At 64.7% G+C, this 22552-nt stretch carries 24 protein-coding genes; 18 read left to right on the top strand and 6 right to left on the bottom strand.

Features of this window, described 5'->3' with window-relative positions; translation table 11 throughout:
* The first annotated feature begins 51 nt into the window (after nucleotides 1–51).
* The 3 genes from hrcA to V6M39_RS15025 are packed head-to-tail and all read left to right on the top strand — an operon-like array spanning nucleotide 52 to nucleotide 2579.
* Nucleotides 52–1068, top strand: a complete 1017-nt coding sequence (hrcA, locus tag V6M39_RS15035) for a heat-inducible transcriptional repressor HrcA (protein ID WP_332644626.1) — start codon at nucleotides 52–54, stop codon at nucleotides 1066–1068.
* A 24-nt stretch (nucleotides 1069–1092) separates the two neighbouring features.
* Nucleotides 1093–2238 carry a molecular chaperone DnaJ gene (gene dnaJ, locus V6M39_RS15030; protein WP_332644625.1) on the top strand — a complete coding sequence of 382 codons (1146 nt, stop codon included), beginning with the start codon at nucleotides 1093–1095 and terminating at the stop codon, nucleotides 2236–2238.
* Nucleotides 2235–2579: an HIT domain-containing protein gene (locus V6M39_RS15025; RefSeq protein ID WP_332644624.1), complete on the top strand. Its 345-nt coding sequence runs from the start codon at nucleotides 2235–2237 to the stop codon at nucleotides 2577–2579. The genes dnaJ and V6M39_RS15025 overlap by 4 nt, the downstream gene beginning before the upstream one ends.
* Here V6M39_RS15025 and V6M39_RS15020 read toward each other — a convergent pair.
* Together V6M39_RS15020 and V6M39_RS15015 are read right to left on the bottom strand one after the other, a co-directional pair.
* Entirely contained in the window at nucleotides 2576–3088 is a 513-nt protein-coding gene (locus V6M39_RS15020) for an SDR family oxidoreductase (RefSeq protein ID WP_332644623.1), read from the bottom strand. The genes V6M39_RS15025 and V6M39_RS15020 overlap by 4 nt on opposite strands.
* Nucleotides 3089–3157: 69 nt before the next feature.
* Nucleotides 3158–3307 carry a hypothetical protein gene (locus V6M39_RS15015; protein ID WP_332644622.1) on the bottom strand — a complete coding sequence of 50 codons (150 nt, stop codon included), beginning with the start codon at nucleotides 3305–3307 and terminating at the stop codon, nucleotides 3158–3160.
* 91 nt (nucleotides 3308–3398) lie between these two features.
* On the opposite strand from V6M39_RS15015, the gene V6M39_RS15010 reads away from it, so the two are divergent.
* The 6 genes from V6M39_RS15010 to era are packed head-to-tail and all read left to right on the top strand — an operon-like array spanning nucleotide 3399 to nucleotide 7926.
* A complete protein-coding gene (locus tag V6M39_RS15010) occupies nucleotides 3399–3881 on the top strand; it encodes an RrF2 family transcriptional regulator (RefSeq protein WP_332644621.1) in 483 nt (160 codons plus the stop codon).
* A 55-nt stretch (nucleotides 3882–3936) separates the two neighbouring features.
* On the top strand, nucleotides 3937–4956 hold the full coding sequence (locus V6M39_RS15005; protein WP_332644620.1) for a PhoH family protein: 1020 nt from the start codon (nucleotides 3937–3939) through the stop codon (nucleotides 4954–4956).
* Entirely contained in the window at nucleotides 4934–5410 is a 477-nt protein-coding gene (ybeY, locus tag V6M39_RS15000) for an rRNA maturation RNase YbeY (RefSeq protein ID WP_332644619.1), read from the top strand. The genes V6M39_RS15005 and ybeY overlap by 23 nt, the downstream gene beginning before the upstream one ends.
* Complete coding sequence (locus tag V6M39_RS14995) at nucleotides 5410–6690, top strand: hemolysin family protein (RefSeq protein ID WP_332644618.1); 1281 nt, start codon at nucleotides 5410–5412, stop codon at nucleotides 6688–6690. The genes ybeY and V6M39_RS14995 overlap by 1 nt, the downstream gene beginning before the upstream one ends.
* On the top strand, nucleotides 6674–7012 hold the full coding sequence (locus V6M39_RS14990) for a cytidine deaminase (protein ID WP_332644617.1): 339 nt from the start codon (nucleotides 6674–6676) through the stop codon (nucleotides 7010–7012). Before V6M39_RS14995 ends, V6M39_RS14990 begins: the two co-directional genes overlap by 17 nt.
* The gene (era, locus tag V6M39_RS14985) at nucleotides 7009–7926 is read left to right on the top strand and encodes a GTPase Era (protein ID WP_332644616.1); all 918 of its coding nucleotides are present in this window, start codon (nucleotides 7009–7011) and stop codon (nucleotides 7924–7926) included. Before V6M39_RS14990 ends, era begins: the two co-directional genes overlap by 4 nt.
* Here the strand turns inward: era and V6M39_RS14980 are convergent.
* Together V6M39_RS14980 and V6M39_RS14975 are read right to left on the bottom strand one after the other, a co-directional pair.
* Nucleotides 7923–8189, bottom strand: a complete 267-nt coding sequence (locus V6M39_RS14980; protein ID WP_332644615.1) for an acylphosphatase — start codon at nucleotides 8187–8189, stop codon at nucleotides 7923–7925. The genes era and V6M39_RS14980 overlap by 4 nt on opposite strands.
* Nucleotides 8190–8210: 21 nt before the next feature.
* Complete coding sequence (locus tag V6M39_RS14975) at nucleotides 8211–9680, bottom strand: hypothetical protein (protein WP_332644614.1); 1470 nt, start codon at nucleotides 9678–9680, stop codon at nucleotides 8211–8213.
* Nucleotides 9681–9768: 88 nt separating this feature from the next.
* On the opposite strand from V6M39_RS14975, the gene V6M39_RS14970 reads away from it, so the two are divergent.
* Nucleotides 9769–10782: a PHP domain-containing protein gene (locus tag V6M39_RS14970; protein WP_332644613.1), complete on the top strand. Its 1014-nt coding sequence runs from the start codon at nucleotides 9769–9771 to the stop codon at nucleotides 10780–10782.
* 84 nt (nucleotides 10783–10866) lie between these two features.
* Nucleotides 10867–11928, top strand: coding sequence for a hypothetical protein (locus tag V6M39_RS14965; RefSeq protein WP_332644612.1), 1062 nt, complete (start codon nucleotides 10867–10869; stop codon nucleotides 11926–11928).
* Here V6M39_RS14965 and V6M39_RS14960 read toward each other — a convergent pair.
* The gene (locus tag V6M39_RS14960) at nucleotides 11925–12644 is read right to left on the bottom strand and encodes a hypothetical protein (RefSeq protein ID WP_332644611.1); all 720 of its coding nucleotides are present in this window, start codon (nucleotides 12642–12644) and stop codon (nucleotides 11925–11927) included. The two genes, V6M39_RS14965 and V6M39_RS14960, sit on opposite strands and share 4 nt — an antisense overlap.
* A 90-nt stretch (nucleotides 12645–12734) precedes the next feature.
* Here V6M39_RS14960 and V6M39_RS14955 point away from each other — a divergent pair, with 90 nt between their 5' ends.
* From V6M39_RS14955 to V6M39_RS14925, 7 genes are all read left to right on the top strand, one after another.
* Complete coding sequence (locus V6M39_RS14955) at nucleotides 12735–13673, top strand: AAA family ATPase (RefSeq protein ID WP_332644610.1); 939 nt, start codon at nucleotides 12735–12737, stop codon at nucleotides 13671–13673.
* Nucleotides 13670–14893 carry a DUF58 domain-containing protein gene (locus V6M39_RS14950; RefSeq protein ID WP_332644609.1) on the top strand — a complete coding sequence of 408 codons (1224 nt, stop codon included), beginning with the start codon at nucleotides 13670–13672 and terminating at the stop codon, nucleotides 14891–14893. Before V6M39_RS14955 ends, V6M39_RS14950 begins: the two co-directional genes overlap by 4 nt.
* The gene (locus tag V6M39_RS14945) at nucleotides 14886–17081 is read left to right on the top strand and encodes a transglutaminase TgpA family protein (protein WP_332644608.1); all 2196 of its coding nucleotides are present in this window, start codon (nucleotides 14886–14888) and stop codon (nucleotides 17079–17081) included. Before V6M39_RS14950 ends, V6M39_RS14945 begins: the two co-directional genes overlap by 8 nt.
* A gap of 130 nt (nucleotides 17082–17211) precedes the next feature.
* On the top strand, nucleotides 17212–18942 hold the full coding sequence (leuA, locus tag V6M39_RS14940) for a 2-isopropylmalate synthase (RefSeq protein WP_332644607.1): 1731 nt from the start codon (nucleotides 17212–17214) through the stop codon (nucleotides 18940–18942).
* A gap of 82 nt (nucleotides 18943–19024) precedes the next feature.
* A complete protein-coding gene (locus V6M39_RS14935; protein WP_332644606.1) occupies nucleotides 19025–20098 on the top strand; it encodes a saccharopine dehydrogenase family protein in 1074 nt (357 codons plus the stop codon).
* 1 nt (nucleotide 20099) lies between these two features.
* Nucleotides 20100–21596: an L-piperidine-6-carboxylate dehydrogenase gene (gene amaB / locus V6M39_RS14930; protein WP_332644605.1), complete on the top strand. Its 1497-nt coding sequence runs from the start codon at nucleotides 20100–20102 to the stop codon at nucleotides 21594–21596.
* A 20-nt stretch (nucleotides 21597–21616) separates the two neighbouring features.
* Complete coding sequence (locus V6M39_RS14925) at nucleotides 21617–22051, top strand: VOC family protein (RefSeq protein WP_332644604.1); 435 nt, start codon at nucleotides 21617–21619, stop codon at nucleotides 22049–22051.
* Here the strand turns inward: V6M39_RS14925 and V6M39_RS14920 are convergent.
* Nucleotides 22048–22437, bottom strand: coding sequence for a DUF3052 domain-containing protein (locus V6M39_RS14920; protein WP_332644603.1), 390 nt, complete (start codon nucleotides 22435–22437; stop codon nucleotides 22048–22050). The genes V6M39_RS14925 and V6M39_RS14920 overlap by 4 nt on opposite strands.
* Nucleotides 22438–22552: the final 115 nt, after the last annotated feature.

Raw genomic sequence — 22552 nt, 5'->3', positions numbered from 1 at the left:
ACTGGCACTTGCCCAAGGAGAGTGCCAACGCGACGCGCGGAAGGAAGAACTATGTCTGACGATCGCCGTCTCGACGTTCTCCGCGCCATCGTCGAGGACTACGTCTCGACGCAGGAGCCGGTGGGATCACGCGCCCTCGTCGAGCGCCATCACCTGGGCGTCTCACCTGCGACGATCCGCAACGACATGGTCGCGTTGGAGGACGAGGGCTACATCACCCAGCCCCACACCAGCGCCGGACGCATCCCGACCGACAAGGGCTACCGGATGTTTGTCGACCGGTTGGCCACGGTCAAGGCGCTGTCGCAGGCAGAGCGCAGGGCGATCGAGACCTTCCTGACAGGCGCGGTCGATGTCGATGACGTGGTGCAGCGCAGCGTACGAGTGCTCGCGCAGCTCACCAATCAGGTCGCCATCGTGCAATACCCGTCACTCACGCGCTCGACGGTTCGGCACATCGAGGTCGTGGCGCTCGAGGGTTCGCGTGTGCTGCTCGTCGTCATCACCAGCAGTGGTCGCGTCGAGCAACGCATCATCGAGCTCGTCGAGACCCCGTCCGAGCAGCTGTTGGCAGACCTGCGTTCGCGCATCGCGCACGCATCGCTCGGCCAGCGACTGCCCGAGGCATCGCTACGGCTCGCTGACATGATCGAGACGTTCGAGCCCAACGACCGCCCGATCGTCTCCTCGATCGTCGCCACGCTCTCGCAGACCTTCACCAACGAGCGGTCGGACGAGCGCATTGCCGTCGGAGGTGCTGCCAACCTCGCCCGGTTCGGCAGCGACTTCGACACCTCGATCAAGCCGGTTCTGGAGGCGATCGAGGAGCAGGTCGTGCTGCTCAAGCTCCTCGGCGAAGCCACTTCCGGCCTCACAGTGCGCATCGGCGCAGAGACTGGCAACGACAACCTGCTCGGAACGGCCGTGGTCTCGACCTCCTACGGCGCCGACGAGCAGGCACTCGCGACCCTTGGCACGGTCGGACCGACCCGTATGGACTACCCCGCAACGATGGCCGCTGTGAGCGCTGTCGCCCGCTATGTCGGGCGATCGCTGGCGGACACCTAAACCCGACAACCAGAACCAGGACTCATGGCACAGGACTACTACGCAACACTCGGCGTCGGACGCGACGCGAGCGCGGAAGAGCTCAAGAAGGCTTACCGCAAGCTCGCGCGTCAGCTGCACCCTGACGTCAATGACGCGCCTGACGCCTCTGAGCGGTTCAAGGAGATCACCATTGCGTACGAGGTGCTCTCCGATCCGCAGAAGCGGGCGACCTTCGACCGCGGCGGCGACCCGTTGCGCGGCGCCGGCGGATCAGGCTTCGGGCAGGGATTCTCGTTCGACGACATCATGGACGCGTTCTTCGGCCAGAACACCGGCCGCGGACCCCGTCCCCGCATGCAGCGCGGACAGGACGCGCTGCTGCGCCTGACGATCGACCTGGCCGAAGCCGCGTTCGGCGTCAGCCAGGAGATCAAGGTCGACACGGCCGTCACCTGCACGACCTGCAGCGGCAGTGGTGCCGCTGCCGGATCCGAGCCGGTCACGTGTCGTACGTGCCACGGACATGGCGACGTCCAGCACGTCCAGCGCTCGCTGCTCGGTGACATCCGTACGTCGCGCCCCTGCCCTGCGTGCCACGGCTACGGCACCGTGATCCCCGAGCCGTGCGCGGAGTGCGCAGGTGAAGGCCGCGTACGTTCGCGTCGCTCGATCTCGGTGACGATCCCAGCGGGCGTCGACCACGGCACCCGCATCCAGCTCTCCGGAGAGGGTGAGGTCGGCCCCGGAGGCGGACCGGCTGGCGATCTCTATCTGGAGATCAACGTGCGACGCCATCCGATGTTCAGCCGCAAGGGCGATCAGCTGTTCTGCCAGGTCACGCTGCCAATGACTGCGGCGGCGCTCGGCGCCCACCTCGATCTGCCGACGCTCGAAGCTGACGTACACGACACTGACGAGGACACCAAGACGGTGCCACTCGACGTTGCTGCCGGTACCCAGTCCGGCGACACCATCACGATCAAGGGCTGGGGTGTCCCGCGTCTGCGCGGATCGGGGCGTGGCGACCTCAACGTTCAGGTCATCGTCGAGACGCCTTCTCGCATAGACGACGAGCAGCGCGCGCTGCTTGCTCAGCTGGCCAAGCTTCGCGACGAGGAACGACCCGAAGCGCTGATGGGCGTCAACTCCAAGGGCGTCTTCGGCAAGATCAAGGATGCCTTCAAGTGAGCGACACCGACTGCCTGTTCTGCAAGATCCTCGTGGGTGACATTCCTGCCGAGATCGTCCGCGAGTCCGAGCACACCATCGCGTTCAAGGACATCAACCCCGAGGCGCCGACCCACGTCCTGGTCATCCCGCGTCGGCACGAGCCCGACATCGGCAGCCTCGCGGCCGCTGATCCCGATGCAGCGATCGCCCTGCTCAATGAGGCGAAGGCGATCGCCGATGGGTCCGGCAACGGTTCATACCGCTTGGTGTTCAACACCGGCGCCGACGCCAGCCAGACGGTGTTCCACTGCCACGGCCACGTACTGGCCGGCCGCTCCATGACCTGGCCTCCGGGCTAGACCTTCTCGGAGAGCCACGTCGCGAAATCGGGCCCGGCGATGATCGCATCCGGGCCTGCGAGGCAAGCGCCTTCGGCCATGCCCTCGTTCATGACGCTGGACTCGACGGTGACTCGTTCACCTTGTCGTGCTGCGACCTGTCGGACCAGATCATCGAGATCCTCAACCTTCGGTCCGGCGAGCTCGACGAGGTGCCGTGTCTCGGTGCCGTCGGCCAGTGCCAGGAGGAGACGCACGATTTCGTCGATTGCCACGGGCTGTGTCTTCATCTCGGGAATGGTGACGGTGTCGCCCTGGCGGTACCAGCTGAGCATCTGACCCGGGAAGTCGAGGAACTGGGCAGCACGCAGGATGTGGGGATCGGGCGCAAAGGCCTCAACGGCCTTCTCCTGGGCGAGCTTGGCGGCGTAGTAGCCGTAATCAGTCATCTTCTCGATCCCGATGATCGACAACACAACGCTCCGGGTGACACCCGCGGTGGTGGCGGCCTCACCGAGGTTTCGGGCCACGGTGGTGAAGAATTCGCTGGCTTCTGGCTCTTCGAGCGGGCCCTGGGTGACGTCGATGACGGCGTCGACTCAGATCAGACGCTCTGCGAGCCCGTCGGCGACCGTGAGGTCGATCCCGTGCTGACGGGCCAGCTCGACGACCTCATGTCCTGCGGCAATTGCGGCAGCTACTACCTGAGTTCCGACGAGGCCTGTCGAACCGGCGATTGCGATGCGCATGTGATGACTCCTTCGAATGAATGCGGATAACACTTGTCCGAGTTAGTCTAGAACCATACTCAGACAATTTCTATCCGGGTATGATGGCATCATGAAGATGTCAGCAGGAGTCGAGTGGGCAGTGCACAGCTGCGCCATCTTGAGCGCGGCTACCGAGCCAGTCCCGGTGACAAAGCTCGCCGAGCTGCACGGCGTCTCCAAGACCTACCTCGCCAAGCACATGCAAGCGTTGTCCCACTCCGGTCTGGTGCAGGCGATCGAGGGCCGGGACGGGGGATATCTCCTCACCCGCTCCGGCAGCGAGATCTCGGTCTACGACATCGTGCAAGCCATTGACGGGCCCGAGCCCGCCTTCCGCTGCACCGAGATTCGCCAGCGTGGACCGTTCCCGGCGTCGGCTGAAGCGTGCAAGGTGCCCTGCGGAATCGCCCAGGTCATGGCGAAGGCGGAGCGCGCCTGGGGAGACTCTCTGCGCTCCGTGACGTTGGCTGACCTCAACGCGGCGTTCGATGCGAGCTCGCCGGGGTCGTGGGAGACCGTGCGGGGATGGCTGGCAGGGACGCCGACGCCCTGAACACGTCGCTCGGAATTCGCGCGGTGCCGCTGGCGTTGCGTACGATTGAATGCACATGACTGACGACACCACGCCCGCCAACGCTCCGGCACATACGTTCTCGATTCCGTCGAGCGTGCCAGCGGTATCGCTGCTCGGGCCAGCCGACGAATTCCTGCGCCTCATAGAAGATTCCTTCGAGGCGCGCATTCACGTGCGCGGAAACACGATCACGGTCACCGGATCGCCTGCAGAAGCGGCGATGATCGAGCGTCTGCTCGATGAGCTCGTGACGATCGTGCGTACGGGTCAGCACCTGACTCCCGAGACGGTCGAGCGCAGCATCAGCATGCTCCAGACCGAGACCGAGGAGAAGCCCGCCGAGGTCCTCAGCCTCAACATTCTGTCCAACCGCGGACGGACGATCCGTCCCAAGACGGTCAACCAGAAGAAGTATGTCGACGCGATCGACAAGCACACCATCGTCTTCGGCATCGGCCCAGCAGGTACGGGCAAGACCTACCTCGCGATGGCAAAGGCCGTCCAGGCGCTGCAGGCCAAGGAAGTCACCCGCATCATCCTGACGCGTCCGGCCGTCGAAGCCGGCGAGCACTTGGGCTTCCTGCCCGGCACGCTCGGCGAAAAGATCGATCCCTACCTTCGGCCGCTTTATGACGCGCTGCACGACATGATCGACCCCGAGACGATCCCCAAGCTCCTGGCTTCGGGTGTCATCGAGGTGGCACCTCTCGCGTACATGAGGGGCCGCACGCTCAATGACGCGTTCATCATCCTCGACGAGGCACAGAACACGACGCAGGAACAGATGAAGATGTTCCTGACCCGCCTGGGCTTTGGCTCGCGCATGGTCGTGACCGGTGACGTCACTCAGGTCGACCTGCCGACCGCTTCCAAGAGTGGCCTCCGTGTCGTCCAGGACGTGCTCGAGGACGTACGCGACATCCACTTCTCGATGCTGACGGCTTCAGACGTCGTTCGCCACAAGCTCGTGGGCCGCATCGTCGCTGCATACGGCGAGTACGAAGACACGGCGCAGGCGGGTGCGCAGGCCAATGAACGTCGACGTTCTCAATGAGTCCGGCGCAGACGTTGACGTCGTCGCGCTGACCCGACTCTGCCGCTTCGCGATGCGCCGTATGCGTCTGCACCCCGCAACCGAGCTGACCCTCCGTCTCGTCGATCCGGCGACGATCGCTGTGCTCAACAAACAGTGGATGGACAAGGAAGGGCCGACTGACGTCCTGTCGTTCCCGATGGATGAGCTGACCCCGGGCCGTGACGGCGAGGAGGCCCCCGAGGGCTACCTCGGTGACATCGCACTGTGCCCGCAGGTCGCCGAGCAGCAGGCACCTGCTGCTGGACATACGACGCAGGACGAGGTCAATCTGCTCACGGTGCACGGGATCCTGCACCTGCTCGGCTACGACCATGCTGAGCCGTCGGAGCACAAGGAGATGTTCGGCGTTCAGGGTCGACTGCTGCTCGAGTGGCAGCAGGCCGCCGACGGCGTGGACCCCGAGTCGGCGTGATGGTCCTTCCGATAGTCGTCTCAGCGATCCTGGCCGTCGTGGCCGGACTGCTCGTGAGCGTCGACGCAGCCCTCTCGTCGTTCTCCAAGGCTCGCGCCGAGGAGTTGGAGGACGAGGGCCGTGCAGGCGCAGCCCGCCTCGCAGAGATCCTCGAGGATCCCGCGCCCTACCTCAACTCCGTGCTACTGCTGCGTGTGCTCGCCGAAACCTCGAGCATCGTCCTCGTCGCTCTGGTTGTCGCCGATGACATCGACGGTCTCTGGACGCGCTTCGCGGTGGCCGTGGCCATCATGGTCGTCGTCAGCTTCGTGCTGATCGGTGTCGGCCCTCGAACGCTCGGGCGCCAGCATGCCGAGTCGATCGCACTCCGGTCGACGATCCCGGTGCTCGTGCTGACCAAGCTGCTTTGGCGGTTGCCTCAATTGCTGATCCTGCTCGGCAATGCGGTCACTCCGGGCAAGGGCTTCAGCGAAGGGCCGTTCGCATCGGAGGTCGAAGTGCGCGAGCTCGTCGACCTTGCCGCGGCCAGCTCGATCATCGAGTCCGAAGAGGGCAAGATGATTCAGTCGGTGTTCGAGCTCGGCGACACGATCGTCCGCGAGGTCATGGTGCCGCGTACGGATCTCGTCTTCGTCGAGCAGCACAAGACGCTCCGCCAGGCTATGTCGTTGGCCCTGCGCAGCGGATTCAGTCGTATGCCCGTGATCGATGAGAACCTCGACGACATCATCGGCATGGCCTATCTCAAGGACATCACCAAGCGAGTCTTCGACAATCACGAGGCGGAGACGACCGAGCGCATCGAATCGCTCGCCCGGCCAGTCCTCTACATCCCTGACACGAAGCCGATTGACGACCTCCTCAAGGAGATGCAGGCGCAGCGCACCCACGTTGCGATCGTGGTCGACGAGTTCGGTGGAACGTCCGGCATGGTCACGATCGAGGACATCGTCGAAGAGATCGTCGGCGAGATCACCGATGAGTACGACTCCGAGCCCGAGGAGAACGAGATGCTCGCCGATGGCTCATGGCGGCTGAGCTCCCGTTTCGAGGTCGACGACCTTGAGGACCTGTTCGACATACCGATCGAGGACGAAGACGTCGACTCCGTTGGCGGCCTGATGGCCAAGCACCTCGGGAAGGTGCCGATCCGAGGCAGCGTGGTGGAGGTCGAGGGCTTACGGTTTGAGGCCGAAGGTCCCACAGGTCGACGCAATCGCATCGGCCACGTGCTGGTCAGCCGGCTAACGGAAGGAAGTGACGATGGAGCTCAATCCTGAGGACGCCAAGTTGATCACGCTGGCCCGCTCCTCGCGCGCCCGTACGAGCGCACAGCATGGTGCGGCCGTACGCGACCAGGACGGCCGCACCTACACGGCTGCCACGGTGGTGCTCCCGTCGCTGCGCTTCGACGCCCTCGACCTGGCGGTCGCCATGGCGGTCTCGTCGGGCGCAAAGAACATTGAGGCGGCGGCGCTGGTCGCTGAACGCCACCCCGAGCCGATTGTCGATGGCACCGCCGTACGCGATGTGTCGGGTCGCGGCATCAACGTCTACATCGCCGACCTCGAGGGCAAAGTCATTCGCGTGGGCGTCACGTGAGCACGTTTCGCTCCGGATTCGCTTGTTTCGTCGGCCGTCCCAACGCAGGCAAGTCGACGCTGACCAACGCGCTGGTCGGCGGCAAGATCGCAATCACTTCATCGAAGCCGCAGACGACGCGACACGCGATCCGCGGCCTGGTTCACCGTGAGGACGGTCAGCTTGTTCTGATCGACACGCCTGGCCTGCACAAGCCGCACACGTTGCTCGGTCAGCGCCTCAACGCGCTCGTGCGTACGACGTGGTCGGAGGTCGACACGATCGGTATGTGCCTGCCCGCCAACGAATCCGTTGGCGAGGGCGACAAGTTCCTGATCCGCGAGCTGGCTCAGATCAGCCGCAAGCCGGTGTTCGCCATCGCCACGAAGACTGACCTTGTCAAGGGTGACAAGCTGCGTGATCACCTGCTTTCGATTCAGCAGGCCGGCGCTGACGCTGGGCTGCAGTGGAAAGAGATCATCCCGGTCTCGGCCGTCTCCGGCGAGCAGGTCGATCTGTTGGCCGAGCTGTTGGTCGCGACACTTCCGGAGGGACCCGCGCTCTACCCGGAAGGTCAGCTGACCGACGAGCCCGAAGAGACGCTGATCGCGGAGATCATTCGTGAGGTCGCGCTCGAAGGCGTACGCGATGAGCTCCCGCACTCGATCGCCGTTGTGGTCGACGAGATGGTGCCCCGCCCCGATCGGCCCGCTGACAAGCCGATGATCGACGTACGCGTCAACGTCTACGTCGAGCGCGACAGCCAAAAGGGCATCATCATCGGCAAGCAGGGCTCGCGCCTGAAGGAGATCGGCTCCAACTCCCGCGCGCAGATCGAGGCGATTCTGGGCACCCCGGTCTACCTCGACCTCCACGTCAAGGTCGCCAAGGAGTGGCAGCGCGACCCCAAGCAGCTGCGCAAGCTTGGCTTCTAGCGGACGCTGAAGCCGCGTTCGCCCTGCGGATCTTCGTCCGTCACGTCTATCGCATCGACGGTCGCGCGAGGCGGCCCACCGCGAGCCCACTCGATCATCGCCTCGACGGCTTCGTCGTCACCCTCGAAGGTCGCTTCCACGGCACCATCGCGGCGATTGCTGACCCAGCCGGCAACTCCCAAGCGACGCGCTTCCTGCTCGCATGAGGCCCGAAAGAACACGCCCTGTACATCCCCGCGCACCACAATGCGTCGCCTGATCATGCTTCGACCGTACGAGTGAAGTCAGCTTCCGGCGAGTCGATCCAGGAGCTTGTCCGGCACAACTGCGGCCAGCGGTCGGCCGACGATGCGGATCGCGATCTCGGTGATCACGCCCCATCCCGCCATCACGAGGAAGAACCAGGGCACGAGTGAGAGCGAGATGCTGAAGGTCTCGCTGCTCTCTCCAAATGCGGCGCCGAAACTCGAGGTGCTTGTGCTCACAACGGTCAAAGCTGTGAGCAGAGCCCCCGTTCCGGCGAAGGTCGCGACGAGCCAGAACGCGTCGAGCGACGTCCTGGAACGTCCGGCTGAGCGTCGAGTGAGGGCAGCAACGGCAACAGCGAGCGCCACGAGTGAGAGCGGAATCAATACGTACAGGAACCCATCCACATCCTTGCTGAACAGCCAGACGAAGCGCGCGCCTGAGTCGTCGCCAAATGCAAAGACCGGCGACTCCACGCCGGCGAACTGGCCGAAGGTGATCCCGTACGCAGCGAGATTGAGGATCGCGAGAGGGAACACCAAGATCGCCTCTGCCTCACCCTTGACGATCGCGTAGATGGCCGCCGTCGGCACCAACAACACGACGAACGCCGCGAGGTAGACCACAACACCGCGGACAGCTGCCGCCAGCTGGGTCGGGACATGGCTCAACGCCTGGTGCCGTGCGATGGGTCGTCGGGCCAGAAGGGCAACGACGGTCCCGAGGACTGAGGCATAGAACAGAATCGACAGGCTGCCGGCATGTCCCCAACTGCCTTCGAGGTCGACTCGCGCGGCGAATGCCACCGCCCAGGTGAACAGGGCGAACGTCGTCCCCGTCACGACCGCCGCCGCAAGCACGGACTTTCGCGACGGAGTGGAGCGACGTCGTTCGGCCCGGCGGCTGGCGACCCACAACACGCCGACCATGAGTGCGAGGACGGTCAACGAGATCGCGGTGAATTGTGATGTCGAGGTGAACTCGTCACCGAACGCTTCATCGAACTCGTCGTCGCTCAGCTCGTCGACGCTCAGCTCGTCGTCGAACTCTTCTTCGCTCAGTTCGTCGTCGGAGGGAAAGCTCTCGTCGATCAACTCGCCTTCATCAGTGCAGCACTCACCGTCTTCGGGGAATCCGAGGTCCTCACCCTCCTCGAGGTCGCTGAACTCTTCGTCGAACTCTTCGTCGAACTCGCCACCGAACTCCTCGGAGTACTCTTCGTCGAACTCGTCGCCGAAATCCACGGTGGTCGTCTGGCTGAATGCTCCGTTGGACGACATCGCGATGGCCTGGCCGGGCGTGGTCAGGTACCACGACCAAGGAACGTTGTCCTCCGCCTCGACAGCCAGCAGTGCTGCGGCGCCGATCAGGAAGGTCACCACCCACACCGCTGTGTACGCGATGGCACCCGTCCGGACCGCGTCGAGCATCGAGGATCGGGTGTGGTCGACAGACTCGAGCAGTGTCGCTGAGCGTGGAGTCGGGTCCGGAGCGTCGGACGTCGTCATGTGAAACCTTCCGCAGGGTCACCGAATGATGTCAGCGATTGATCTGTCCCGTTCTGGAAACGCGTGAACCGTGGGGCAAACTGGCGGCATGGATGCGGCTGAGGCGCTCAACGAGATCGGGTTCTGGCTCGAGCGCCAGCTTGCCGTGACCTACAAGGTCGAGGCGTTCCGCAAGGCGGCCGCAATCATCGAGGACCTGTCGCAGGATGAGCTCGCGAAGCGCCTCGAGAGTGGTGCGCTCAAGCGGACGAAAGGCATCGGCGACCGTACGTTCAGCGTCATCAAGCAAGCCGTCGAGGGCGACGTGCCCGACTACCTCGCCGATCTCAGGACCGATGAGCCGCTGGCCAAGGGTGGTGCCGAGCTGCGTGCCACGCTGCGCGGCGACCTCCACAGCCACTCCAACTGGTCCGACGGCGGATCGCCGATCGAGGAGATGGCGCGAGCCGCGCACTGGCGTGGCCGCGAGTACCAAGTGCTCACTGACCACTCGCCGCGGCTCACCGTGGCCAACGGGCTGACCGCCGAGCGATTGACCGAGCAGCTCAAGATCGTCGCGAAGGTCAACGACTCGTACGACGACTTCCGGTTCCTGAGCGGGATCGAGGTCGACATCCTTGACGACGGCAGACTCGACCAGACCGATCGCATGCTCAACAAGCTCGACGTCGTGGTCGCGAGTGTGCACTCAAAGCTCAAGATGGACTCGATCGGCATGACCCGTCGCATGGTGAACGCCGTCAACGATCCGCACACAAATGTCCTCGGCCACTGCACCGGACGCCTCGTGCAGGGATCGCGGGGCAAGCGTGATCAGTCGAAGTTCGACGCCAAGAAGGTGTTCGCGGCATGCGCCAAGAACGACGTCGCCGTCGAGATCAACTCACGACCGGAGCGACAGGACCCGCCCAACAACCTGATTGCGATGGCGCTCGACGCCGGCTGCCTGTTCGCGATCAACACCGACGCCCACGCGCCGGGACAGCTCGATTTCCTTGACTACGGCGCCGAGCGCGCCGATGCGAATGGCGTTCCAGCCGATCGCATCGTGACGACCTGGCCGGTCGACAAGCTACTCGAATGGTCATTTGCCAAACGCTGAGCAAGATCGCAAGTAGGCTGATCCGACTTGTCTGGGGGACATTCCCGGCAGCGTTGACCACATTCGAAATCCGGGGACCCCACCATGACTGATCCGATCCTGCCGACTCCTGCGCCGGAGCCAACGCCTCGGCGCCGCCGCCGGCTCAACCGCAAGTGGATCATCGTCGGTGTCCTTGTGACGCTGGTGCTCGGTGGAGGGGCATACGGCGCCAACGCCAAGGGCAACTCGAACGCCGAGAAGTACGACAACGCGGTCGACGCCTGGAACGACCAGAAGAACGACTTGGTCGGTGCTCCGGCCGCTGCGAACAGCGAGCTGTGGGACTTCGAGGATGCGACGTTGAAGAAGTCGCTCAAGAAGCAGAAGCGTGCCTGCTCGGATATTCGGAACTACCGCAAGTCCGCTGCCAAGAATGCCGCGGCGCTGCCGACGAAGTCCAACAGTGTCTTCAAGTACTTCAGCCCCGCTGAGCGGAAGGCGATCAAGTCGTCCAAGGCGCGCGAGAAGGCGGTCAAGGCGTACGCCAGGGCAGCCGACAAGGTGCTGGTTCAGATGCATCGTGACTGCGCGTGGAACATCAAGGTCAACTCCGCCAAGGAAGGCGACTCGGGCGCCAACAAGCTTGTTAAGCGGGCTGAAGGTCTGCGGCTCAAAGTCGGTCAGACGGAGTATTACTGCCCGTCGAGCTACGAGTACGACTGCCTTCCCACGACAGCCGCCAAGAGAGCTCAGTACGCCGAGCTGCTCATCAAGGCGATCAACGTCGAACGGAAGTACGTCATGAAGCGGTACTTCTCGCCCGGTAGCTGCGATTCCACCTCATACGGCGACTTGTGCGTACAACTCAGGAAGGGATTCGCGTCGTTCTACGGCAGTCTCGAGTCAATCGGCTCCGTGTTCGGTGACATCGACCCGACCAACGCCAAGCTCCAGACGGAGGTTCAGCGGATGCTGAAGAGCAGCAAGTCCGCTGACAAGGCGTTCAAGAAGGCATTGTTCAAGGCGCATCCTGACTTCAAGGACAACTACATGTTCATGGAGTCGGCGTTCTGGAAGGAGGCGTTCTTCGATGCCGCCACCGTCGAGGCGATCACTGACATCAACAAGCTCAAGAAGAAGCTGCTGGACGCATCGGTCAACTAGCCGATGCTGGCGGCCAGCTCGCGTACTTCGTCGGCCGTGACTTCGCGGGCGATGCGCCCGGTGACCTCGTCATAGACGTCGATCAGGCCGGCCAAGTCTTTGACCATGCGGCGGGCTCGAGCCGGGCTGTTGCCGCAGTCAGCGCGGCATTCGCCGGAAGCGGCGATGCGGTGCGCGATGACGATCGCCGTGAGCGCGTACGCCTCTGCAGCCTCGAGCTCGGGGGAGAGTGCGAAGGGGAACATCCGCGACGCGGCGTGATGGAACTCGACGTGCTGAGGGTCCAGGTCGCCTGAGGCGAACGGGAACGACATGGCGTCGGCGAACGCCTGCCGTACGTCCTCGTCGTCACTGGGTTGGCCGATCCACGACTCAGCACGCTCGACGGCAGCCAACGCATGTGAGCGCGACTCGGGCTCCAGCAGCGCGATGACCTGACGCGCCTGCATGATGCGCAGCCGGGCGCGGAGCTCGGGCGAATCCTCGGTCGTGCCGAACAGTCGACCGATCAGCGGGACCAACCTCGTACGGTCGCTCTCGCGCAGGAGGTCGTTGGTCGTACGCGCCTCGTGCGCCAGCAGCGGATGCGTGCACTCGGGGCGGTCGCTCCACTCCTCGCCAGCGAGGAGCGAGACGTATTCCATCACGCAGGCTTCGCCGTGCTCGGCGTCGTGGGATCCGGCCGAAAGCGTCGGCAGGAAGTCGGGAATTGCCATGCAGCAATTGTTGCTCGCAACTCCACGTACGAACCTGACAATTGGCTATGCGTTTGGTGCGCGTTTGACCCAGTGTGACTACCATCACGTATGGAGTTTGAGACAGCCGCTCGAGCCATCCTCGCCAACATCGAGAAGGTCATCGACGGCAAACCAGAAGCGGCTGAGGCCGCCCTTGTTGTTTTCCTCGCCGAAGGCCATCTGCTGATCGAGGACGTTCCAGGAGTCGGCAAAACCGTGCTCGCGAAAGCGCTCGCGCGCTCGGTCAGCTGCTCAGTACGCCGCATCCAGTTCACCCCGGATCTCCTGCCGTCTGACATCACCGGCGTCTCGGTCTACAACCAGGCCGATCGTGAGTTCGAGTTCAAGCCCGGAGCTGTCTTCGCCAACATCGTGATTGGCGACGAGATCAACCGTGCGTCGCCGAAGACCCAGTCCGCGCTGCTTGAAGCGATGGAGGAGCGTCAGGTCACGGTCGACGGCACGACGTATGAGCTGGGCAGCCCGTTCACGGTCGTCGCGACGCAGAATCCCTTCGAGATGGAGGGCACGTACGCGTTGCCCGAGGCCCAGCGCGACCGCTTCATGGCTCGCATCTCGATGGGCTACCCGTCAGCGGCCGCCGAGCTTGAGATGGTGCAGGGTCGCGACACGAGCAATCCGTTCGACCAGCTCGACGCCGTTGTTTCGATCGAGGACGTGCAGAGCATGATCGCTGTTGCCCGGGCCATCTACGTGTCACCCGCGGTTGAGCAGTACGCCGTCGACATCGCCCAGGCCACCCGCGACGACGCCGAGCTACGGCTGGGGGCCAGCCCGCGAGCGACCCTCCAGCTGGTACGCGCCGCCAAGGCCCGCGCCGCAGTGCAAGGGCGCGACTTCGTACTTCCCGACGACATAGACGTCCTGATCCCTGTGGTGCTCCCGCACCGTCTCATCCCGATGCGCGGTGTTGCGGATACCGCGGACGTCATGGAGCGCATTGTGGCGGAGACGCCAGTGCCCGCCGGAGCCGTCCAGCCGTCGTGAGGCCGGTGCGCTCGGTCGTCCTCACGCCGCGGGGCATTGGCTTCCTGGTCGCTGCGCTGGCCTGCTTTGTCGCCGCACCGATCCTGTCGCTGCCTGCGCTGCTGTACGTGACGGTGTTGCTCGTCGGTCTGGTCGTCTTCTCGACGATCTTCGTGTTCGGCGGCCACTCGAACGTTCTGATCGAGCGTTCGTTCTCGCCGCAGGTCGTCGCGCCGGGCAGCACGGCCAAGGCGACAGTGCGAGTCACCAACCTGTCGATGATCCCGTGCTTGGAGGCCGAGTGGGAGGACGAGCTTCCTGCCGGAATCTCCGGTGACGCCGCGGGAGTCCTTCCAGCGCTGGGAGGCAGCCGTCAGTCCGATTCGAGGGTCTCGTTCTCGTACGGGCTGCAGGGCCTCCGACGTGGTCGCCACTTGATCGGTCCGCTGCGCGTGCAGGTGCTCGATCCCTTCGGTCTGGTGTTTCGCCGTCACTCGTTCGGATCGTCCGAACCGCTGATCGTGCTGCCCCGCCGCGTCGATCTGCAGCCTTTGGCGCCCCGCGGTGAGAGCGATGCGGGCGCGACTCGTCCCGCTCCACAGCACGTGGGCGTTGGCGACGACGACATCATCGCGCGCACCTACCTGCCGGGTGACGCCATGAAGCGACTGCACTGGAAGGCCACGGCGCATCGAGGGCAGCTGATGGTGCGGCAGGAAGAGCAGCAGATCAACCCTCGCGCTGGGGTGTTCCTCGACTGCGAGCCGCGTACGCAGGGCACGGCGCGCGACAGCAAGGGCATCTGGGAACACTCGCCGACCTTCGAGTGGGGGATCGTCGCTGCGGCATCGATCGTCCACCACCTCGCCCGTACCGGCTACGTTGTCGCGTTCCAGACCAGCAGTCCGGCCATTGAATGCGAGATCGCCGATGGGCAGGACTCGGTCGAGGATGCGATGGTCGATCTCGCCATCCTCGAGCCGAACGAGAATGACCACGATCGCCCGATGAAGCCGGAGCGTGCGGCCTTCGCGATCCTTGGTCGCATCGACATACCTCGAGCGCAGCACTGGGTTCACGCCGTCGGGGGAGCGCGCGACGTGCACGCCTTCGTCGCCGCCGGCACTTCCGCCGCGGCGCTCGACGTACTCGACGACGCGCGCTGGAAGGTCGTCACCTATCGGCCCAACGACGACCTGAACCAGATGTGGTCGCTGTTCGACGGAGTCATCCGTGCTTAGACCGGCAGCCCGCCCGACCGCACGTCGCACCGCACGCGCGGTGTGGGCCGATCACGCTGTGCTCGCTGCCGCCCTGGCGGCGTTGCTGTGGGGATTCACCACGGTCATCGACGGCCGCTCTTGGTACGTGCCGGCGATCCTCGTCGCGATCCTGACGGGCGTCACCTGCGCAGTTCTGCGATCTGTTGGCGTCCGCCATGTCTGGCCGATCGCCCTGATGGTTGAGCTGCTGGTGCTGGCCTGGATCTTCGTGCCGCAGACCATGGTGGGTATCATCCCGACGCCCAGCAGCCTCGCCGAGCTGGGCCGCATGCTGGGTCGCGCGCAGGACATCATGGTCGAGGAAGCCGCTCCGGTTGCCGCCGCCGAGCCGATCATCCTGGTGATCGCGGGAGCGTTCGGGCTCCTGGCGATCATCGGCGACTGGTTGTTGGAGCGCGTTCGCGCCGCGCAGCTGGTCGGCGTCATGTTGGTGGCAGTGTTCGTCGCTCCAGCCATCACCGCAGGTGACACACCACGCGTGTGGATCTTCCTGGTCGTCGCCACCTTGTGGCTGTTCCTCCTCCGGACCCGCACCCGCGAACGTACGGATCGAGGATGGCGTGGACGGTCGCCGGCTCTGATCGTCGCCGTCTTGGCGCTGATGGTGAGTGCGCTGCTTCCGCCGTTGCTGCCGGACATTCGTGCGGTCGCCACATCGTGGGGCAAGGCTCCCACTCCGGTGTTCGGACGCGGGATCAACCCGATGCTCGAGCTGGGCCAGAATCTTCGGCGCAACAGCACGTCGCTCGCCCTGACCTACACGACGAACGCCAAGGCGGCGCCCTACCTCAAGGTCTCGACGCTGCGGGACTTCTCGGGCAAGACCTGGCGTCCAGGTCAGTCAGTTGCTGGCGACCGGATCGAGGGTCAGATCGGCATCGATCCCGACATCAAGACGACCGACACGCGTACGACCATCTCGATCAAGAACCTCCGCAGCTCGCTGGTGCCGGCGCCCTATCCCGCATTGGGCATCTCAGGGCTCAAGGGCCCATGGGAATACGAGCGAGTGGGGCTCACGATCAGATCGGCCCGGAACGACACTCGCGGTCAGACCTACACCGTCAACAGCATCAAGATCGCCCCGACGGCTGACCAGATGCGTGAGCTGTCGTCGAGGTTCAGGCCTTCGCTCGACCCGTACCTCGCGCTGCCGACTGACATGCCGTCTGTCATCGGCGAGACCGCTCTTGAGATCACGGCGGACGCCGCGACTGACTACGACCGTGCCCTGGCACTGCAGCGATACCTGCGCAATGGCAGCTTCCGCTACTCCGAGTCCGCGCCCGTTGCTGATGGCTACGACGGCAATGGCGTGGACGTGATCGAGCAGTTCCTCGACAAGAAGTCTGGCTACTGCGTTCACTTCTCATCGACCATGGCGGTGATGGCCCGCACGCTCGGCATACCGTCCCGCATCGCCGTCGGCTACGCGCCCGGAGACGTCATCGACACCCGGGGTGGCAAGAACGTGTACGGCAACACCTCCGATGACCTGCACGCCTGGACTGAGCTGTACTTCGAAGGCGCAGGCTGGGTCGGCTTTGAGCCCACTCCTCGCGTCGGGTCGGCAACCGCATTCGCCGAGTCCGACGGCGCTCCTTCGGAGCCGGTCGACAGCGGGGGAGATGCGACGCAGCGCCCGGGCGGACTTGATGGTCAGGAGTTCGGAGCACAGGGTGCAGCGCCGACTGAGACAGCCGGCTCGACGACAACGCGCACGCTGGTCGCCACTGCTCTCGGGCTTCTCGTGCTCGGGCTCACGCCATTGCTGCTGCGGCGCATACGTCGTGCGTGGCGGGTGAGCAGGCGATCCGTCGATCCACTCTGGAATGAGCTCGAAGACACGGCACAGGACTTCGGCATCGTCACGTCACGCGCAGATACGCCTCGCGGGTTTGCCTCCCGCCTGCGTACGCGTGAGGGCGTCGACGTCGAGGCGCTCGACCGGCTGCTCCGACGAGTTGAGGCCGCGCGGTTCTCTCGTGAGGGCGCCACCGACGATGGAAGGGTCGACCTCCGCGCAGTCCTTCGTTCACTGGGCGAGGGAGCTTCACGCGGCGAACGGCTGCGCGCCGCCGCGTTGCCGCGCTCGCTCGCAGGGAGGGGAACCTACGCCGTCCTCCGACCCGAAGTGCTAGCCTAAATCCACCATGCGGATGAAGAGCTTGCTCCTTCGTTGCCGCGTCGAGGTCCTCTAGGTCGGACCCCTCGGCGCGGAGTTTGTCACGTACCGGCCACCTCAGCCCCAGACAAACCTCACGAGGAACTCTCCGATGACGAGCTACCCCAACACCCCACAGCAACCCAGCGGTATGCCCTTTGGGCGATACGAGCCATTTGTGCCGATCGCCCTGGAAGACCGCACCTGGCCGGCCAAGACCATCACTGCCGCACCGCGATGGTGCGCCGTTGACCTTCGCGACGGCAACCAGGCCCTGATCGACCCCATGACCCCTCCGCGCAAGCTGGCGATGTTCAAGCTGCTCGTGGAGATGGGCTACAAGGAGATCGAGGTCGGCTTCCCCAGCGCCAGCCAGACCGACTTCGACTTCGTCCGGCAGCTGGTCGAGGGCGACCACATCCCCGACGATGTCGTGATCCAGGTGCTGACGCAGTGCCGTGAGCCGCTGATCGACCGCACGTTCCAGTCTCTCGTCGGTGCCAAGCAGGCCATCGTTCATTTCTACAACTCGACGTCCACGCTGCAGCGTCGCGTCGTGTTCGGCATGGACAAGGACGGCATCACCGACATTGCGACACAGGGTGCGCGGCTCTGCATGAAGTACGCCGACATCCACACACCCGACACCAAGATCTCGTACGAGTACTCGCCGGAGTCCTACACCGGCACCGAGCTGGACTACGCGCTCGAGGTATGCAGCAAGGTCATCGAGGTGATCGATCCCACGCCTGAGTGGCCGTTGATCATCAACCTGCCGGCGACGGTCGAGATGGCAACGCCCAACGTCTACGCCGACTCGATCGAGTGGATGCATCGCAACCTGCCGCGCCGCGACAGCATCGTGCTGTCACTGCACCCGCACAACGACCGCGGCACGGGCGTTGCTGCGGCCGAGCTGGGCTACATGGCCGGCGCCGACCGCATCGAAGGCTGCCTGTTCGGCAATGGCGAGCGCACCGGCAACGTGTGCCTGGTGACACTGGGGCTCAACCTGTTCAGCCAGGGCATCGACCCGCAGATCGACTTCAGCGACATCGACGGCATCCGCCGCACGGTCGAGTACTGCAACGAGCTGCCCGTACCCGAGCGCCACCCCTACGGCGGCGACCTGGTCTACACGGCGTTCTCGGGCTCGCACCAGGATGCGATCAAGAAGGGCCTGGAGGTGCTGGCGAAGGATGCAGCCGACGCCGGGCAGTCGGTCGATGAGGTGGCCTGGGCTGTGCCCTACCTGCCGATCGATCCAAAGGACGTCGGCCGTACGTACGAAGCCGTGATTCGCGTCAACAGCCAGTCCGGCAAGGGTGGCGTCGCGTACATCCTCAAGAACGACCACCACCTGGACCTGCCGCGTCGCCTGCAGATCGAGTTCAGCCGGGTTGTGCAGGAGCTCACCGAGGGCGAAGCCGGCGAGATCGAGCCCAACGAGATCTGGGCCGCGTTCCAGCGTGAATACATCGATCGCGTCGAACCATACGAGCTCCAGAGCTTCAGCTCGGTGACGGCTGAGGACGGACGTGACCAGCAGGTCGTCGAGCTGCGCGTACGCGGTACGGTGCGGGAGTTCAAGGGCGAGGGCAATGGCCCTGTCGCGGCGTTCGTCGATGGCATGCGCCAGGCGGGTGCTGACATCCAGGTCCTCGACTACTCCGAGCACGCGCTGTCGAAGGGCGGCGACTCACAAGCTGTCGCGTACGTCGAGTGCAATGTTGCGGGCGAAACCGTCTGGGGAGTTGGCATCCACGCCAACATCGTGACGGCCTCGCTGCGAGCAGTGGTGTCAGCCGCAAACCGTGCGGTCGGGATGGCTTTGCCGGACTGAGGGTGCTGTACCGGCCGGTACAGTCACTTGCGTTACGATTTCCGAGACCGAACGTTGGTTCGGTTTCCATGGAGGAGGGTTTGTGGCGCGCATCATCAATCAGGTGGCCGTATTCGGTCTGGGCAAGGTCGGCGAGCTCGTGGCCGTCATGCTGGGGGAGTCCGGCTTCAAGGTCATCGGATATGACGCTGCGCCGCGAGATGACCTCGGATTCGAGGTACGTCCGTTGGACGTGCGTGATGGTCTTAGTGACGCGCTGCGCGGAGTCGACGCGATCATCTCGTGCCTGCCTTACAGCCTGAACGCGGCCATTGCCGAAGCTGCCGCCGAGGCCGGCGTGCACTACTTCGACCTCACCGAGGACGTCCCGACGACCAACCGCGTGATCGAGCTCGCCGAGGGTGCCACGGTGGCGTTCGCACCACAGTGTGGTCTCGCGCCTGGTCTGATCGGGATCATCGGTGCCTCGATCGCCGCGACCTTCGACGAGATCCGTGCGATCGAGCTCAAGGTCGGCGCACTGCCGCAGAACCCGACAGGGCTGCTCGGCTATGCCATCAACTGGTCGCCGGAAGGCGTCGTCAACGAGTACCTCAACGACTGTGAAGTGCTCCGCTCCGGCCACCGCCAGATGGTGCCGGCGATGACTGGGCAGGAACGCGTGCTCATTGGCGGAATCGAGCTCGAAGCGGCGCTGACCTCCGGCGGCCTCGGCACGATGTGCCAGACGTACGAAGGCTCCGTCCAGCGGCTCGACTACAAGACGCTGCGCTATCCCGGACACTTCGACCAGATGCACTTCCTCTTCGACGAGCTCAACCTGCGTGACCAGCCTGAGCTGGTCGGCAAGATGCTGATCGACTCGAAGCCCCCGGTCAACGACGACATCGTCTACATCCATGCCGCCGTCGAAGGTGTGAAGTCGGGTCAGCCGTTCCGCGAGAACTACGTACGCGGCTACAAGCCGATCGACATCTCCGGACGTATCTGGCGCGCGATCTCCTGGACCACGGCCGCCTCGGCGGTCAGCGTGGTCGAGCTCGTCGCCGACGGCGTTCTGCCGGGGGCAGGCTTCATCAAGCAAGAAGACATCACGCTCGAGCAGCTCTACTCAACACAGGCAGGCCGGCACTTCGCCGAGCAGGGACGGATCTGACATGACTGACATCGCAACCCGTACGAAGGACATCCTCGGTCGCCTCGGCGCCGAGCTGCCAGCCGACGGCGACCTGATCTGCCGTTCGCCGATCGACGGCAGCGAGATCGGTCGCTTGAAGTCGCACACTCCGGCGGAGGTGTCCGACATCATCGGTCGCGCGCAGTCGGCGTTCGAGCAATGGCGCACCGTCCCGGCTCCCGTACGCGGCCAGTTCGTCCGCGAGCTGGGTGAGCTGCTGCGTGAGCACAAGGAAGATCTCGGCGCTCTGGTCTCGATCGAAGCCGGCAAGATCGTGTCGGAGGGTCTCGGCGAGGTCCAGGAAATGATCGACATCTGCGATCTCGCTGTTGGTCTGTCGCGCCAGCTGCACGGCCTGACGATCGCCACGGAGCGCCCCGGTCACCGGATGATGGAGCAGTGGCATCCACTCGGCGTCATCGGCGTCATCTCGGCCTTCAACTTCCCGGTCGCCGTATGGTCCTGGAACGCTGCTCTCGCGTTCGTCTGTGGCGACGCGGTCGTCTGGAAGCCGTCCGAGAAGACGCTGCTCACCGCCGTCGGTTGCCAGGCGCTTGCCGCGGAAGCCGGCCGTCGCGCTGGCGTCCCCGATGGTCTGTCGGCGCCGTTGATCGGCGATCGTACGGTCGGCGAGCTCATGGTCGACGACCGTCGTGTTGCTCTCGTCTCGGCGACTGGTTCGACCCGTATGGGCAAGGAGGTCGCGCCTCGCGTGGCCGCCCGTCTGGGTCGTACGCTCCTCGAGCTCGGCGGCAACAACGCCGCGATCGTCGCCCCGTCCGCGGACCTCGACCTCGCCGTACGCGGCATCGTGTTCTCCGCTGTCGGCACCGCCGGTCAGCGCTGCACGTCACTGCGCCGCATCATCGTGCACGAATCGATCAAGGACGAGCTCGTGGCTGGCCTAAAGGCCGCATACGAGACGCTCCCGATCGGCTCGCCGCTGGAGTCGTCGACGCTGGTCGGCCCACTGGTCGACGAGCAGGCGTTCACGGCCTTCGGCGCTGCGGTGGCGCAGGCGCAGTCGGACGGCGGCGACCTGGTCACCGGAGGCACCCAGTCGGAGAGCGACGGTGGCTTCTACGTGCACCCCGCGATCATCGACATGCCCAAGCAGACCGAGATCGTGAAGGCCGAGACGTTCGCACCGCTGCTGTACGTCCTGACCTACTCCGACTTCGACGAGGCACTCGCGCTGCATAACGACGTCGCCCAGGGCCTGTCGTCGTCGATCTTCACGCTCAACGTCCGCGAGGCCGAGACGTTCGTATCCGTGGTCGGATCGGACTGCGGTATCGCCAACGTCAACATCGGACCCTCGGGCGCCGAGATCGGCGGAGCGTTCGGCGGCGAGAAGGAGACCGGTGGCGGTCGCGAGTCGGGCTCGGACGCCTGGCGCGCGTACATGCGTCGATCGACCAACACGGTCAACTACTCGACCGAGCTGCCCCTTGCGCAGGGTGTCGAGTTCGTCTGAGGATCGGGAGGGGAGAAATCATGGCGAGAGAGGTCCAAGTCACATTCGATTGCGCTGATCCCGCCGCGCTTGCGGCGTTCTGGGCTGAGGCGCTCGGTTATGTCGTCCAACCTCCACCCGAGGAGTTCGGCACCTGGGAAGCGGCGTTCGACGCGTGGGGTGTTCCGCCAGAGGAGCGCGACTCCCGTTCGGCGATCATCGATCCCGAAGGCAAAGGCCCGCGGATCTACATCCAGAGGGTGCCCGAGGGCAAGACCGCCAAGAACCGCGTCCACCTCGACGTACGCGCTGCTCCCGGTCTGAAGGGCGACGAGCGCATGGCAGCGCTTTCCGCTGAAGCCGAGCGACTCAAGGCTCTGGGAGCGACCGAGATGTATCGGTTCGAAGCCAACGCCGTGGACGAGGGAATGATCGCGATGCAGGACCCCGAGGGCAACGAGTTCTGCCTCGACTAGCGGTTCTCCTTGCGCCACACGATCTTGAGCCCTGACCAGTCGGTGTCGATCGCGGCGACCTTCACGTCGACCAAGCCCAGCTCAAGCGCGGCATCGCGGATCGCGTTCTCGTCAACATCGCTGACGTGACCTGCGGCTTTGCGCGGCCAGGCGACCCAGATCGACCCAGCCGGGAAGATCCACTGACCCCACGTCGCGAAGTCGACCTGCGCCCGCTCGCGCACGAACACCAGCGCCACATCTGTGGGTCCCGGCTCGACGAGCTCGACGTCCTCGAGCGGTTCGGCGAACTCCCAGCCGGGGGACTTGCCCACGACGACCAATCGAAGGCCGGGCTTGATGCCGAGCTTCTTGAGCTGCGGCGTACCGGAATATCCTGCGGTCATGGCACGAGCATAGGCGCGGCGTGTGCGGCTTTCGTCCTCCCCGCACGGCACAATGAGGGGGTGAGTCTCTACCGCGACGCTGGCATCGTGCTGCGCGTACACAAGCTCGGCGAGG

This window comes from Aeromicrobium sp. (genome assembly GCF_036675695.1).
Taxonomy (GTDB): domain Bacteria; phylum Actinomycetota; class Actinomycetes; order Propionibacteriales; family Nocardioidaceae; genus Aeromicrobium.
This window is presented reverse-complemented; position numbering and strand designations above follow the sequence as displayed.